The 14,282-nt window shown below is 68.4% G+C and carries 13 protein-coding genes; 2 read left to right on the plus strand and 11 right to left on the minus strand.

Annotated elements, in window-relative coordinates; genetic code table 11:
* Position 1 precedes the first annotated feature (1 nt).
* The 3 genes from ACFWH5_RS04700 to ACFWH5_RS04710 form a co-directional block, all read right to left on the minus strand.
* A complete protein-coding gene (locus ACFWH5_RS04700) occupies positions 2 to 1,567 on the minus strand; it encodes an ABC transporter substrate-binding protein (protein WP_378832313.1) in 1,566 nt (521 codons plus the stop codon).
* Between the two features lie 107 nt (positions 1,568 to 1,674).
* Positions 1,675 to 3,114, minus strand: a complete 1,440-nt coding sequence (locus tag ACFWH5_RS04705) for an aldehyde dehydrogenase family protein (RefSeq protein WP_378832315.1) — start codon at positions 3,112 to 3,114, stop codon at positions 1,675 to 1,677.
* A gap of 1 nt (position 3,115) precedes the next feature.
* The gene (locus tag ACFWH5_RS04710) at positions 3,116 to 4,783 is read right to left on the minus strand and encodes a thiamine pyrophosphate-dependent enzyme (RefSeq protein ID WP_378832317.1); all 1,668 of its coding nucleotides are present in this window, start codon (positions 4,781 to 4,783) and stop codon (positions 3,116 to 3,118) included.
* 150 nt (positions 4,784 to 4,933) lie between these two features.
* Between ACFWH5_RS04710 and ACFWH5_RS04715 the strand changes: the two genes are divergently transcribed.
* Positions 4,934 to 5,662: a FadR/GntR family transcriptional regulator gene (locus ACFWH5_RS04715; RefSeq protein ID WP_378832319.1), complete on the plus strand. Its 729-nt coding sequence runs from the start codon at positions 4,934 to 4,936 to the stop codon at positions 5,660 to 5,662.
* 175 nt (positions 5,663 to 5,837) lie between these two features.
* Here the strand turns inward: ACFWH5_RS04715 and ACFWH5_RS04720 are convergent, their stop codons facing one another.
* Genes ACFWH5_RS04720 through ACFWH5_RS04740 form a run of 5 tightly spaced genes read right to left on the minus strand, consistent with a single transcriptional unit; the run spans position 5,838 to position 10,918 of the window.
* Positions 5,838 to 7,034: a M20 family metallopeptidase gene (locus tag ACFWH5_RS04720; protein ID WP_378832322.1), complete on the minus strand. Its 1,197-nt coding sequence runs from the start codon at positions 7,032 to 7,034 to the stop codon at positions 5,838 to 5,840.
* The gene (locus tag ACFWH5_RS04725; RefSeq protein WP_378832324.1) at positions 7,031 to 8,212 is read right to left on the minus strand and encodes an amidohydrolase; all 1,182 of its coding nucleotides are present in this window, start codon (positions 8,210 to 8,212) and stop codon (positions 7,031 to 7,033) included. Before ACFWH5_RS04725 ends, ACFWH5_RS04720 begins: the two co-directional genes overlap by 4 nt.
* Complete coding sequence (locus ACFWH5_RS04730; protein ID WP_378832327.1) at positions 8,209 to 8,724, minus strand: hypothetical protein; 516 nt, start codon at positions 8,722 to 8,724, stop codon at positions 8,209 to 8,211. Before ACFWH5_RS04730 ends, ACFWH5_RS04725 begins: the two co-directional genes overlap by 4 nt.
* Position 8,725: 1 nt before the next feature.
* Positions 8,726 to 9,928, minus strand: a complete 1,203-nt coding sequence (locus tag ACFWH5_RS04735; RefSeq protein ID WP_378832330.1) for a Rieske 2Fe-2S domain-containing protein — start codon at positions 9,926 to 9,928, stop codon at positions 8,726 to 8,728.
* A gap of 21 nt (positions 9,929 to 9,949) precedes the next feature.
* Positions 9,950 to 10,918 carry a PDR/VanB family oxidoreductase gene (locus ACFWH5_RS04740; protein ID WP_378832331.1) on the minus strand — a complete coding sequence of 323 codons (969 nt, stop codon included), beginning with the start codon at positions 10,916 to 10,918 and terminating at the stop codon, positions 9,950 to 9,952.
* Between the two features lie 132 nt (positions 10,919 to 11,050).
* Here ACFWH5_RS04740 and hisC point away from each other — a divergent pair, with 132 nt between their 5' ends.
* Positions 11,051 to 12,145, plus strand: a complete 1,095-nt coding sequence (gene hisC, locus ACFWH5_RS04745) for a histidinol-phosphate transaminase (protein WP_378832333.1) — start codon at positions 11,051 to 11,053, stop codon at positions 12,143 to 12,145.
* Positions 12,146 to 12,225: 80 nt separating this feature from the next.
* Here hisC and ACFWH5_RS04750 read toward each other — a convergent pair whose 3' ends face one another.
* From ACFWH5_RS04750 to ACFWH5_RS04760, 3 genes are all read right to left on the minus strand, one after another.
* Complete coding sequence (locus ACFWH5_RS04750; protein ID WP_378832335.1) at positions 12,226 to 13,005, minus strand: 3-keto-5-aminohexanoate cleavage protein; 780 nt, start codon at positions 13,003 to 13,005, stop codon at positions 12,226 to 12,228.
* Between the two features lie 29 nt (positions 13,006 to 13,034).
* Entirely contained in the window at positions 13,035 to 13,259 is a 225-nt protein-coding gene (locus tag ACFWH5_RS04755; protein ID WP_378832338.1) for a hypothetical protein, read from the minus strand.
* A 108-nt stretch (positions 13,260 to 13,367) separates the two neighbouring features.
* Positions 13,368 to 14,228 (minus strand): arginase family protein, encoded by an 861-nt coding sequence (locus tag ACFWH5_RS04760; protein WP_378832341.1) that lies wholly within the window; start codon positions 14,226 to 14,228, stop codon positions 13,368 to 13,370.
* Positions 14,229 to 14,282 lie beyond the last annotated feature (54 nt).

The raw sequence follows: 14,282 nt of genomic DNA on the forward strand, positions 1-14,282 counted from the left end.
CCTAGCCTCGCAGGCTCGTGGGGATCAGCAGTCCGTTGGTCGTGACCTCGAACTCCACGCCGGCGCCGTACATGGTGCTGGTGGACTCCGCGAACGGCATCACCTCGAGGTTACCGATCGCCGATGCCTGCGCCGCGGTCCAGGCATCGCAGCTCTCCTCGCCGGCGAGCTGCTGGGCTTCGGCCGTGAGGGCGAAGAACTCCTGGTTGGTGTTATAGGTCCAGTTGCCGCCGTTCGGAGGGAACTCACCAGCGAGGATGCCGGCCCACGTGGACGGCAGCGTCGTCGAGATCGGAGCCCAGATGAGGTCCCAGTCACCGCCCTGGAAGATCACGTCGGTGTACGACGACGAGGGGCTCGGGGTGACCTCGACGCCGATCTCGGCCAGCTGCTGCTGGATGAGCTCGATGCCGGCGACGACCGACTGCGCCTCGGTGGCGGGGTAGACGAAGGTCAGCGACAGTTTCGCGCCGTCCTTCTCACGGATTCCATCGGACCCGAGCGTCCAGCCCGCCTCGTCGAGGTACGCGGCCGCTGCCTCGGCGTCGAAGCCGACCAGCGGCGTCGTGGCGTCTGCGCCCACGCACACCGCTGTGAAGGAGGAGACAAGGGCCGTCATCAGCTCGCCGCGTCCGCCGGTCGAGACCGACGCCACCTCGTCGCGGTCGACGCCGGAGGCGATGCCCTGTCGCACGAGCAGGTCGTGCGTGGGACGTCCCTCTGCCTGGTTGAAGAACATCAGCCCCGGCCGTGCCGGCACGTCGATGGTGAACAGGTCGCCGCTTTCCAGGCGGTCACGGTCGGTGCCGCCGACCTCGGCGATATGAATCTCATTCGACAGGAGCATGTTGGCCCTCGTCGGCTCGGTGTCGACGACCTCGAGCTCGACCGTCTTCGGCAGGCCTTCCGTCTTGGCGGTCACCCCGTCTGGGCCCCAGGCGTAGTCCTCGCGCACGGCGAGCGTGTACGACTGACCCGGCGAGGAGTCCTCGAGTGTATAGAGACCGGTGCCGACCGGGGTCTCATCGAGTCCTGCGGGGTCGGCGACACCCGCTGCGCAGACGACCGGCATCTGGCCGATGTTGCTGAGCAGGAAGCTCTGCGGCTCTTCGCTCGTGAAGGTCACGGTGCTCGAGGCGTCGTCCGCTGTCACGGTGAGCCCGGCGGCCGGGAAGTACACGCCGGAGTAGGGCGACGCCGTCTCGGGGTCCGCCGCGTAGTCGAAGGATGCCTTGACGTCGGTAGCCGTGAGCTCGGAGCCGTCGGAGCACAGGATGCCCTCTTTCAGCACGAACGACACCTCTGTGGTCGACTCGGTCCAGCTCTCGGCGAGCAGACCCTCGGGTTCCTTGCCGTGCGCGAACGACATCAGGGTCTCGTAGAGATAGGCGGAGATCTCCTGGCCGGCTTGGGTGGCGTTCGTGATCGGGTTGAGCGAACCGGGGTCGGCTGCGAGGGCGATCTTCGCGCTCTCCAGCGTGCCCTCACCTTCTCCCCCTCCGCCGGCGCAACCGGACAGGGCGAGTGCCGTCACGCCGACGACCGCGGCTACGATGCTGCGTCTCATGGGTGTCCTCCTCTGAAGGGAACCGCGTCGCTGGGTTCCACCTAATTGAATGTTATGAATTGCTTTTTATGCGATCGCGTCGAGGGTGTTTCGGGTATGTTTCCCGATCACGATCCGTCGTCGTGAAGGGCAGCAGCGCCCATCACCGACTTGAGTTCGAGGAACTCCTCGAACCCGCGCACACCGCATTCCCGGCCGACGCCCGACTGCTTGTACCCCCCGAAGGGGGCACCGACGTCGAGGCCGGCACCGTTGATGCCGACGGTGCCCGTGCGCATGCGCAGTGCCACATCGAGGGCGCGTCGAGGGTCGCTCGACCACACGCCGCCCGACAGGCCGTACACACTGTCGTTCGCCAGGTCGACAGCCTCGTCGACCGTAGCGTAAGGGGTGATCGTGAGCACAGGACCGAAGACCTCCTCGTGGAAGATCCGCATACCCGGGGTCACTTCGGTGAAGATGGTGGGCTGGACGTATGCGCCACCAGGGGTCGGCTCGCCGACCTCAAGCCCGCCGGTGAGAGCGCGTGCACCCTCCTCGATCGCGGTGGCGATGTGGGCACGCACCCTGTCGCGCTGCAGAGCAGAGGCCAACGGGCCGGTGGCCGTGCTCTCGTCCTTCGGGTCACCGGGCGCCCAGGCGACGGCCTGCTCGACGGCGGCCCGCTGCCAATCCTCGAGCATCCGCTCGGGAACCAGCACTCTCGTCTGTGCGGCGCAGGTCTGGCCGGCGTTCGCGAAGCACGAGGCCAGTACTCCACGCACCGAGTCCTTCAACGGTGCGTCGTCGAGCACGATTGCGGCCGACTTGCCGCCGAGTTCGAGCGCCACCCTCTTGATCGTGCCGGCAGCCGCTCTGGCCACCTGCTCCCCCACTTGACGCGATCCGGTGAAGGTCACCATGTCGACCAGCGGATGCTCCGCCAGCGGAGCGCCGACACCGATACCGTCGCCGTGGACGATGTTGACCACACCGGCGGGCAGACCGATCTCGCGGAGGATGTCTCCGACGAACGCGGCGTTGAGCGGCGCCACCTCGCTGGGCTTCAGCACGACCGTGCAACCGGCGAGGACGGCCGCACCGACCTTGAGCATGATCTGGTGCAGCGGGAAATTCCACGGCGTGATGGCGGCGACCACGCCGACCGGCTCCGAGACGACGAGGGAGTTCGATACGGACTCCCTCTCGACATGCGCGCGCGCAGCGTCGACTAGTCGCTCCAGGTCGGCGATGGCGACCCCGACCTGCGCGGAGCGCGCGAACGCGATCGGCGAGCCCATCTCGGAGCTCAACGTCGCGGCGAGGTGTTCCCGGTGGCGCGCTAGCCCCTCGGCGAGCGCCTGCACGTGCGAGATCCGCTGCGACATCGGCGTCGTGGACCACATGTGGAACGCGTCCGCGGCCGCAGCCACCGCCCGATCGACGTCGGCGGGACCACCTGCGACGACGGCGCCGATGACGGTGCCGTCAGCCGGGTTCACAACATCGATCGTGTCGCGGCCATCGGCATCCTCTTGGATGCCGGCGATGTCGTGTCCGATGGCCATGTCAGACTCCTGCTCGCTGTGCGAGGTGCGCGTCGGGGGCGAGCGGTGCCGGTCGCGGGACGCCCTCGTGGATGAGATGCCATGGAGAGGGAAATTCGCCCACCGGGACCTCAATCAGGACCGGCTCGTTCGCCGGCACTGCGTCGGCGAGTACACCCGCGAGCTCGGCCGGTGTGTACGCCTGGGCCGAGCGGATGCCGTAGGCGTCGGCGAGTTTGCCGTAGTCCGGGTTGGTGAGATCGCTCGAGAAGTAGCGCCCCCCGTAGCGGTTCTTCTGGATGCGCCGCACGTTGCCGTAGAACCCGTCGTGAAAGACGATCGTCACGAGCCCGAGCCCGTACCGCTTTGCCGTTGACAGCTCCTGCAGCGTCCACGAGAAGCCGCCGTCGCCGTTCACCGACACGACCGCCCTCCCGGGGTCGGCCGCCTTCACACCGAGCGCGGTTGCAAATCCGTAGCCGAGGGTGCCCTGGTATCCGGGGCCGATGTAGGTGCGGGGCTGATAGGCGGGATAGCAGGCGCTCGCGGCATACCCCACCTGGGTGAACTCGCTCACGAAGACTCCGTCGTCTGGCAGCGCGCCTCGAATCGCTGAGAGGTACTCGCGCTGAGGGGCGATGTCTTCGAACTGCTCGGTGAGCCAGGCACGAACGCGGGCGAACTCCGACTCGCGCGATTCCCGGCGCGGGGAGCCGACCTCGGCCGCGAGCGCGGAGAGGGCGAGACGAGCGTCGGCGTGCACAGCCTGCACGGCCTCGCGAGGCGTACCGAGATCCGCGTGCTCGGCGTTCACGAGGATGACGGGTGCTCCGTTGGTGTCCACCCGCGTGCCGAATGTCGAGACGAAGCGAGTGCCGACGGCGAGCACGAGGTCGGCATCCGCGCGGAAGGCGCGCAGCGCGAGGGAGTCGAAAGCGAGACGGTGGCGCGCGTCGAGCGCGCCCCGGCCGTTCTCAGTCATGAGTACCGGAGCTTCGAGCGCTTCGGCGAGCGCCTGCAGGGCCACCGACGCGTCCGCGGCGAGCACTCCTCCCCCGACGACGATCATCGGGCGCTCTGCCGCCACGAGCCGGGCGGCAGCAGCGCGGATCTGGCTCTCGTCCGGCACGAGGGGTGACGCGGCGACGGCCTCGGCCGCCGCGGCTCGCGACGTGGCGGCGAGGACGTCGGGCGGCACCTCGAGAGCGACGGGACGCGGGCGTCCGCTGCGCAGCTGCACGAACGCCTCGCGCACCAGGCCGGGGATCTCGTCTGCGTTGCGGGCGCTGCCCGTCCACTTTGTGAGACGCTGCAGGATGCCAGTCTGATCCGGGATCTCGTGCAAGGCACCAAGCCCCCGGCCGATGGCATGCGAGTCGATCTGGCCGGCAATGAGGAGCATCGGCGAGTTGGCGGAATACCCGGTCGCCATCCCCGAGAGGGCGTTGAGCACGCCCGGCCCCGGCACCACCATGGCGACGCCGACCCGGCCAGTACTCCGCGCGTAGCCGTCGGCCATGTAAGTGGTCGCCTGCTCGTTGCGCGCGCAGATGAAGTCAACCTTGTCGGCGCGGGAGTACAGGGCGTCTGCAGCGGCATCAAGCTGGACGCCCGGGATGCCGAAGATCCGGGACACTCCCTGGTTCAGGAGGGAGTCCGCGAGCAGATCGCCACCGGTCGGGTCGGTCATCTGTTTCCTCTCATAAGCAACGTTGCCAGAATGACTGTATTAGATACATTCAATTACTGCAAATGGGGAGATCGTGCGTGTGCCGGGCCCTTGTGGCGCGTTGTGGTCCCTAGGATGTGAGCAATCCGCCGTCTCGACCGAAGGACAATCGTGGTCAGCTCTCAGGAAGAAGCCCGCACCTTCCAGCGCGTCGCGCCCTCGCAGTCGGTCGCCGACCGCGTGGTGACCGAGGTCGAGGCGATGATCAAGAACGAGGCGCTGGTGCCGGGGCACCGGATCGGCACACGGCAGGAGCTGTGCGAGCAGTTCGGCGTCGCTCCCGCGACGCTCGGCGAAGCGCTGCGCGTGCTGCGCGCCAGAGGGTCGGTGGACCTGCGGCCGGGGCCGGGAGGCGGGATCTTCGTCGCGGACCAATCCCCCCTGATCCGGCTGGCGCACAGCGTGCTCCGGCTGCGGCAGACGGGGGCGCCGGTGAATGATGTGATCAAGGTGCTCGATGCCCTCGATGAGGCCGTCATGCACGATGCGGTGCTCAACCGCACGGACGCGGACGTCGCAGAGCTCGATGCGGTGATGGCGGAGCTGACCGAGCACTGGCACGATCCGATCGAGGGGCTGCACGGGAACTGGCGCCTGCATCGCCGCATCGCCGAGATCTCGCCGAACGCCGTTCTGCGGACCTTCTACCTGAATCTCGTCGACTACATCGAGGGGGAGACCGCGGGCCCGTCGAGCGAGGACGCCCTGGCCGTGCCCGGCTTCCGGCAGGACACAGACGAACGGCTGCGCATCCACGAGGCGCTCGTCGAGGCCATTCGCTCGGGCGACGTCCAACAGGGTCGCAAGGCTGTGCTCGATCACCGCACCCTGGGCCGCTGAGCTCGGCACTCCTCTCGTCGTGACGCTGCACCTGGCCCTGAACCAGGGCATGGACCTGCTCTGACCCCGGACCGCATCGCACGATCCGCGCGCCCCGGATCCTCGCCACGCACCACGGTTCGCCCAACGGCCCGGACATCGCCCGGGCCCCGAGATTCGGCGCTTCGCCCGCCGGCTAGCCCTCCGCTCGATCGGTTCCCACGTGCCTCAGCGCAAGGGCCGCCAGGGCCGCGGCCTGATCCCCGAGCACGGCGTCGTCGAAGACGGCTCGCGGGGAGTGGTTCATCGGGATCTCGCCGCCTGCAAGCTCCGGCGGCGTCGCACACAGGAAGAGGAACGCACCCGGCACTTCACGCAGCACGAACGAGAAGTCCTCCGAGGCCATCCACGGAGCGGCGATCGTCTCGACCCGCTTTTCGCCGAACAGGTCGCGTAGCACCGACGTGGCTGCCTCGGTCTCTGGAACACTGTTGACCGTGACCGGATATCCGACGGTCAGCTCCACGTCGGCTCGGCAGCCATGCGCCGCCGCGATACGCTCGATAAGCGGCGGCAGCTCGGCCTGGATCTGCATCAGTGACACCTCCGACAGGTTGCGCAGCGTCGCCGCGAACCCGGCGTCCTCCGGGATAACGTTCACGATCTCTCCCGCGTGCAGCTTCGTCACCGAGAGAACGACGGGGTCGAACACGCTCACGCGTCGCGTGACCCAGCTCTGCAGGGCGAGTACGAGCTCCGCGACAACGGGCACCGGGTCGACAGCTTGATGCGGGCGCGACCCGTGCCCGCCCCTACCGTGCACCGTCACGCGCAGCACGTTCGCCCCCGCCATGATCGTCCCGGGCTTGAGCTGGAACATGCCACGCTCACCAGGCCCCACGTGGATGCCGTACGCGGCCTCGACCCGACTGCCCGCGGCGTCGAGCACCCCGTCGCGGATCATCAGCGGTGCCCCGCCTCCCGCCTCCTCGCCGGGCTGAAACATGAAGACGACCGATCCCGCGATGCTGTGACGCCGCGCGGCGAGCAACCGCGCGGCGCCGACAAGCCCCGCGACGTGCAGATCGTGACCGCAGGCGTGCATGGCGCCGTTCGTCGAGGCATACTCCAGCCCGGTCTGCTCCTCGATCTCCAGTGCATCCATGTCGCCGCGTAGCAGCACGGCGGGTCCGTCAGCCGGACCGCGCAGCACGGCCGTGACAGAGCTGAGATCTTCACCTGTCGTGATCTCGAGGTCGAGTCCGGCCAGCGCTTCCCGCACGGCATCCTGCGTCTGCGGCAGATGGAAACCCGCCTCCGGCATGCGATGCAGTCGGCGTCGCAGTGCGATCAGCTCGGGAAGCAGCTGCGCGGCGTCGTCACGCAGCGTCATTCCGTCATCCTCTCGGCGGTGTACACGGTCCTGCCCTCGATCAGCACTTCGCGCACAATCGACGCGACGTCGAGGGGGTCTCCCGTCCACAGAACCACATCGCCGTCGCGCCCCGGCTCGATTGCGCCGACACGGTCGGCGATACCCGCGATCTCGGCGGCCGACGACGTCATCGCCGCGATGGCGACGTCGCGGGGCAGTCCGGCGCGCACGGCGACGGCGGCCTGGAGTGCGAGGTGCCCGATCGGCACCACGGGGTGGTCGGTGGTGAGCGCCACACGCACCCCCGCAGCCGCAAGCGCAGCGAGGTTCGCGGGATCGGATTCCCGCACCTCGACCTTCGAGCGGCTGGAGAGGATCGGGCCGAAGATCACGGGTACGTCGCGCTCGGCGAGCACATTGGCCAGCTTGTGAGCCTCGGTGCCGTGGTTGATCACGAGCCGCAGACCGAACTCGTCCGCGATGCGCAACGCCGTGGCGATATCGTCGTGCCGGTGAGCGTGCTGCTCCCAGGTGAGAGTGCCGTCAAGTGCCGCGGCAAGCGCCTCCTTGCCGAGATCCCTCGCGAAGGGCGCACCGTCAGCCTCGGCGCGCCGCCGGCGCTCGACGTAGTCTTGCGCATCGAGCAGCGCTTGACGGATAACCAGCGCGATGCCGAGCCTGGTCGACGGCATCTGCTTGCGCTCGCCGTAGGCCTGCTTCGGGTTCTCCCCGAGTGCCGACTTCAATCCGAGTTCCGCGCGCACGACCTGCTCGTCGATCGAGCGTCCGCCTGCGGTCTTCATCGCCACGCTCTGCCCGCCGATGGGGTTGCCCGACCCCGGCTTGACCACGACGGTCGTGATCCCTCCGGCGAGCGCGTCCTGGAAGGCGATGTCCTCGATGTTGACGGCGTCGATCGCGCGCACTCCGGCGGTGACCGGATTCGACACCTCGCTGCCGTCGAACCCAGCCGGTCCATTGGCCTCCTCGTGTGCGCCGATATGACTGTGTGGATCGATCAGCCCCGGCAGCACCCAGCATCCGGAGGCGTTGATCACACGCGCCTCGTGTGGCACGTCCAGCTCCGACCCGACGGCCTCGATACGTCCACGCGAGACGAGGACCGTGCCGCACTCGATCTGCAGACCTGTGCCGGTGACGACTCGTCCTCCCACGATCGCAACCAGATCGGTCATTCGTCGCCCTCCTTCGTGTGCGCCGCCGTGAGTTCATGGACCCTCCGACGCAAGTCGTCGATGTCGAGGCCGAGGATGCCGACGGCGGGATCGACCCGCACGACGATACCGTCGTCGCACTCCGGCGGCGGAGCGTTGAGGTCGGCGAGCGGACTGTCAACCCAGACCCAGGGTAGCCCTGCGGCGTAACGACGGATGTGGGCGAGCTTGTCGAACTGCACGGGGAGGAACGGCCAGACCTCCTCCGGGAGACCGAGCGGCTCACGAAAAGCGGTGTGTGCGTTGTGGCCCCACTCCGACGCCCACACGATCTCGAAGTCCTCGGCCAATTCGTGCAGCTTGCGCGCCGCCGCGTCCGGTATCGCCACGTCGCGCACCCAGCGCCCCCATGCGGAGAGGCGGTGCACGGTGACGGGCACGGCCGGCTCGCCCTCGATGACGATCACGTCGCTGACGCCGAGCACGAGCAGCGGCCGATCCCCGCGCGGCGGACGAGCCGTGTACTTGGTCATGTCAGTCGTCCACCGCATCGGCGAGCAGCGGAGCATCCGCCGCGCCCTGGAAGTAGTTGCCACCCTCGATGCGCACCAGGCGATCGGCGTCGTCGAAGATCACGCCGACCGGGTCGCCGCCGGCCGCCACGGCTCGGTGCTGCTTGGCCATCATTCGGCGGATCATGGCGATGCCCTGATCCGTGGTCGTGAGGTGGTCCTCGGAGTGCAGCGAGATGGGGCCTTGAGACTTCTGCGCCTCGTAGTCCCCGGGAAGCCGCTGGTGCTCGAGGTCCGTGAGCTCCTTCCACGGCTTGCCCTCGTGCGTCGAGCGCAACTTCGAGAGGAAGTCAGGGTCGGCGTCGCGCGCGACCGTGAAGATGCGGAAGCTCGTGTCGTCCATCGGCACGACCCAGCCGATCATGTTCGTCTGGCCCGAGGCGAGCTTGGGGCTGGCCACCACACGCACATTGGGGAAGATGACCTCAGTGACCCGTCGCAGCTGACGCCCGTCGCCCAGGTCGCGCATCTGGATGCTGCGAACACCCAGCGGCGTGTACTCGTAGCTCACCTCGGGGATGAGGGCCATCTCGGGAGTGAACTGGTTGCCACTGAAGCGGGCGTGCAGGATCGGCACGTGGAACGGGTCCATCACGTTCTCCCAGTGCTGCAGCCAGTTGAAATCGAGCACCTCGGGCCCGCCGCCACCGACTCCCGCGTCGTTGACGATGAGCTGCTCATCGTCGGACAGCTGCTCGAACGTGTCGTACTGGGGAAGGACGGGCTTCTTCTCGGGCGGCCCCATGTATGTCCAGATCAGCCCGTACTGCTCCTGCACCGGGTACCACGGCTGGCGCACACGGTCTCTGTGCAGCCCGAGCTCCGGTTCGCATGGCTGCTCGAGGCAGTGCCCCTCGGTGTCGAACACCCAGCCGTGGTAGCAGCAGCGGATGCCGTCATCCTCGACGCCGCCGTAGAACAGCGAGGCCCCGCGATGGATGCACCTCGGGTGCAGCAGTCCGGCCTTGCCCTTGCGGGTGCGGAACAACACGAGATCCTCGCCGAGCACGCGCAGCGAGATGGGCCGCGTCGTCGCGTCCTCGACCTTGGCGACGGGGTGCCAGTAGCGCCGCAGCACCTCGCCGTATGGCGTGCCTGGGCCCACCTGGGCGAGCTCGTTGAGCGGCTGCCCGAGACGAAGGCCGTATGCGGTTCCGGTATCCATGTTCGCTCCGTTCCTACCTGGTCAGATGTCGAGGACGAGCCGGTCGCCGAGCGAACGAGAGACGCAGATCATCATGGTCTCGTTGCTCTCGCGCTCGTCCGGAGTGAGGATTGAGTCCCGGTGCTCGGGGGCGCCTTCGATCACGGCGGTCTCGCACGTACCGCAAACGCCTTCGAGGCACGAGCTCGGAACACCGATGCCGGCGCCCTCGAGCATCTCGAGGATGCTGCAGCCGCGATCGACCGTGACCACGAGATCAGAGCGGCTCGCCACCACCTCGAAGGACTCGGCTCCCTGTGACTCGCCGAAAGCCTTGGGCTGGAAGCGCTCCAGATGCAGCGCACCGCGAGGCCAGTCCACGCTGAGTGCTTCGAGGGCGTCGAGCATCCGTTCCGGACCACACGCGTACACCGGCGTCGCCTCGGACGGCACTCCAATCCACGCACCGAGATCGAGCCGCCCGTCGACGTCTCCTCGCACGACCACCACATCACCGCCGGCGATGTGCGGGGAATCGAGGAACGCCATGCGTTCGGCGACAGAGCCCAGGTAGGCGAGTCGCCAGCGGATGCCGCGCCGCTCTGCCGCGGCGATCATGGGGAGGATCGGAGTGATGCCGATGCCTCCGGCCACGAAGACGTACTCGTCGGCAGGGACGAGGGCGAAGTGGTTGATCGGCGCGGACGCAGTGACGAGGTCTCCGACGCGCAAGCTCTGGTGCACGTAGCGTGAACCGCCCCGGCTCGGGCTCTCGGCGAGCACGGCGATCCGCCACCCCGAGCGGTCGGAGGGATCCGAGCATAGCGAGTATTGACGTTCGACGCCGTTGATGAAGCGCAGGTCGATGTGTGCGCCAGGCTGCCACTCCGGGAGTGGCTCTCCGGTGGGGTCCTCGAGCTCCAGCGAGAGCACGTCCTGCGCCTCGCGCCGCATCGCTCGAACGCGGAGCGTGAGGCGCTCGTCCTGGGTTGCTGTCACAGGCTGGGGCACCGCCGCTCCGTTCCTTCCATCCGAACCGGTTCCCGATGGACGCTAATTAGCAACATTCGATATATTCAATTGAGATAGTATGGATCCGGCCCGACGCTGTCAAACGGGCCATCGACAAGGAGGGCGGATCGGATGTCGGATTTGAGACTGCGGGAAAACTTGAAGGCGATTCCCGGGTATCAACCGGGCAAAGCAGCCTCTCGAGGCGACACCACCGAGCCCGTCTTCAAGGTCTCCTCCAATGAGAACCCGTATCCCCCGCTCCCTTCTGTCGTCACCGCCGTCGCAGATCGGCTGTCGCAGATGAACCGGTACCCCGAAACCGCCGCAACCGCGCTTACGGCCGCTCTGTGCGAGCGCTTCGCCGTGCAGCCGGTCAACGTCGTGCTCGGCAGCGGCTCGGTGGAGATCGTCTCTCAACTCATCCGGGCCACCGCCGGCGAAGGAGACGAGGTACTCTTCGCCTGGCGTTCGTTCGAGGCGTATCCGATGCTCACCCGTGCCGCAGGCGCCGTGCCGGTGATGGTGCCCCTGACCGCGGAACATCGCCACGACCTCGACGCGATGCTCGACGCTGTCACCGACCGCACCCGCCTCATCCTCGTGTGCAATCCGAACAACCCGACGGGCACGACCGTGGGGCATTCCGAGCTCGACGAGTTCCTGCGCAGGGTTCCCCCGCACATCGTCGTCGTAATCGACGAGGCGTACGTGCAGTTCAACGATCGCGAGGACTCAGCCGTCGGCATCGACTTCTTCCGGCGATACCCCAACGTCGCGGTGGCGCACACCTTCTCGAAGGCCTACGGGCTAGCCGGTATGCGCGTCGGATATGCGATCGCCCCGGAGGCGCTGGGCATCGCTCTGCGCAAAGTCGCGATTCCCTTCGGCGTGACCGACCTCGCCCAAACCGCCGCCGTGGCCTCGCTCGCCGCCGAGGATGAGCTAAGCGCCAGGGTCGCCGAGCTCATCGCCGAGCGTCGCCGCGTGGTCGACGGGCTGACGGCCGCGGGTGTCGCCGTGTCCGAGAGCCGTGGGAACTTTGTGTGGCTCGCCCTCGGCGACAGCACGCTCGCGTCTGCCGACCTGCTCGAGCGCAACGGTCTGCTCGTGCGCCCGTTCGCCGGCGAGGGCCTGCGGGTGACGATCGCGGAGCCCGAGGCGAACGATCGCTTCATCGCCCTGGCGCCTGACATCCGATGCTTGGTTGCGGCGACCAGCAGCTGACGCCCCGAGACGGCGACGCCCCAGCCTGTGGCGGCGCATCAAAGCACTCCGACCCTCTGGCTCGCCATGGCGCCGTTTCGTCAGGCTGAAGGCGAGCCTCGCCCCGGCGCAAGTGAACCGAGTGCTCGGCACAGCAGCATCCGTTCCCTCGCCGCCCGCACCAGCGCAGCGTTGTCGGGCGCGACGGTGCCGTCGGGGAGGGTGAGGCAGTCCTCCAGGCCGATGCGCGTGTGCAGGCCGCGCTCGATGGCCAGGTCGATGGCCGCCCACGTCGAGCGCTCCTCTCCGTGCAACAGAATCGGCATGTCCGGCTCGGCGCGATGGACGTGCGCGAGCATCCCCTCGGCGTGACTGTGCACGACCTCGGCGGGCTCATCGGGCAGCTCGATCAGCAGGCGCAGGCACTGCGCCCGCACCGGTGAGCGGCGCCACGCCTTCAGCCCGGCATCGTCCCAGATGCCCGCCTCGACGCCGACACCGCGGCTCAACAGCAGTGCGGCCACCTCATCCGCCCCGGCCTCGTGCCAGTTGACCGACGCGAAGTCGGGGAGCTCCGTCCATTCGGTCATCGCCGCGAGGCGACGCTCGACGACGGGCTCCGCCCACGCGCCCGTCGTCACCCCGACCGGCACACCCGGGCAGGCCGCCCGGACCGCGCGCACCCATCGAACGACGTCATCGGCGACGAGACTGTCGCGCCCCGCCGCATCCTTCGGGTGCACGTGGATCTCCTGCGCGCCCGCCGCGACGGCGCGCGCCGCGGAGTCGGCGACGACGGTCGCGTCAGCACTCAGCGACGGATGCTGCGCCACATCCCTCGCGCCGTTCACGCACACCTGCAGCAACGCCGCACGCCTCACGGCGCGACGCTCGTGGACGCCGGCATCCGTCACCCGATGATGTCCCGGGGGTGGCGCTCGTTGACGTCGTCCGCGGACGGCCCCTCCTCGGTGCGCACCGAGTGCTCGACCTGCCGCGCGACGGCGGCGCCGCGCCCGACCCGAGCCGCTTCCTCTCGGGTGTTGAAGCTGCTGCCCAGGGTGTGCGCCTCTCCCTCGATGCGGTTGAACCAGATCCCGTTCCGCTGGAACGTCTCGATGTCGCCTGCAGCCATGGCCGTCACCCTCTCTCTCGCGATTCTTTCTACGCGAGGGAAAGCGAGCGGTTAAGGCCCTTGACGGCTGGCTCGGCGGGCGTGAGGGCGGCGAGCTCGGGAGATGCGTCACCCGGACTGCGCGCCGTCGGCGATCACCCCGAGAAGCTGCACGGCGGCGCTGCTGATGGCCCCGTCGGGGTCGAAGGAGGGGTCGTAGGAGGCGATGGTGGCCGATCCGATCGGCAGGATGCCGGTCGCCAGCGTCACGATGTCGAGCACCTCGTCGGCGAGGAGTCCGCCGGGGGCGGCATACTCATTGGCCCGCCCGACCGACGGGTCGTACACGTCGAGGTCGATGTGCAGGTGCACGACATCCGCCCGGCCGGCGAGGGAGCGCAGCGCGTCTTCCACAGCGACGGCATCTCGTCCGCACAGCGTCAGCTCCGAGTCGATCAGCTCGGTGCGCTGATCATCCGTCAGGTCTCGCGCGCCGATCAGAAGCACATCCTGCTCGGCGAGCGGTCGGAAGCCGGGTATGCGCGACGTCGCAGCCTGCCAGCAGCGCCCGACGGCCATGGCGAGGCCCTGACCGTCGAGAAACCCCGCGCCGTCCTGATCCGGGGTGTTGAAATCGCCGTGAGCGTCCATCCACACCAGGCCCACGCGCCGGCCGCTGCCTGTCAGGCCCGCGAGCACCCCCACCGACGCGTTGCAGTTGCCGGCCAGCACCACGGGCAGGACCCCGCTGCGACGGGCGTCGCTGGTCTCACGGGAGAGGATGCGGTGCAGCTCGAACGCGGTGCGCAGCTCGGATCGCCAGTCGGATTCCGGCTCGAGTTCCTTCTCAGTGACGGTGTGGCCGCGCTCGCGAAGGGTCCGCGCCGCGCCGGCCGCCATGAGCGCTCGCGGCCCCGCACCCATGCGCTCATCGAAGCGCCCGGAGTCGTACGGAACGAGAAGCAGCTGCACCGCGGAGGAGCCCGACATGCATGCACTCTAACGACCGGGACGTCACTGCGTTCCGTACCCCTTCGTGATGTT

Source organism: Microbacterium sp. NPDC058345, assembly GCF_042723855.1.
Classification (GTDB): domain Bacteria; phylum Actinomycetota; class Actinomycetes; order Actinomycetales; family Microbacteriaceae; genus Microbacterium.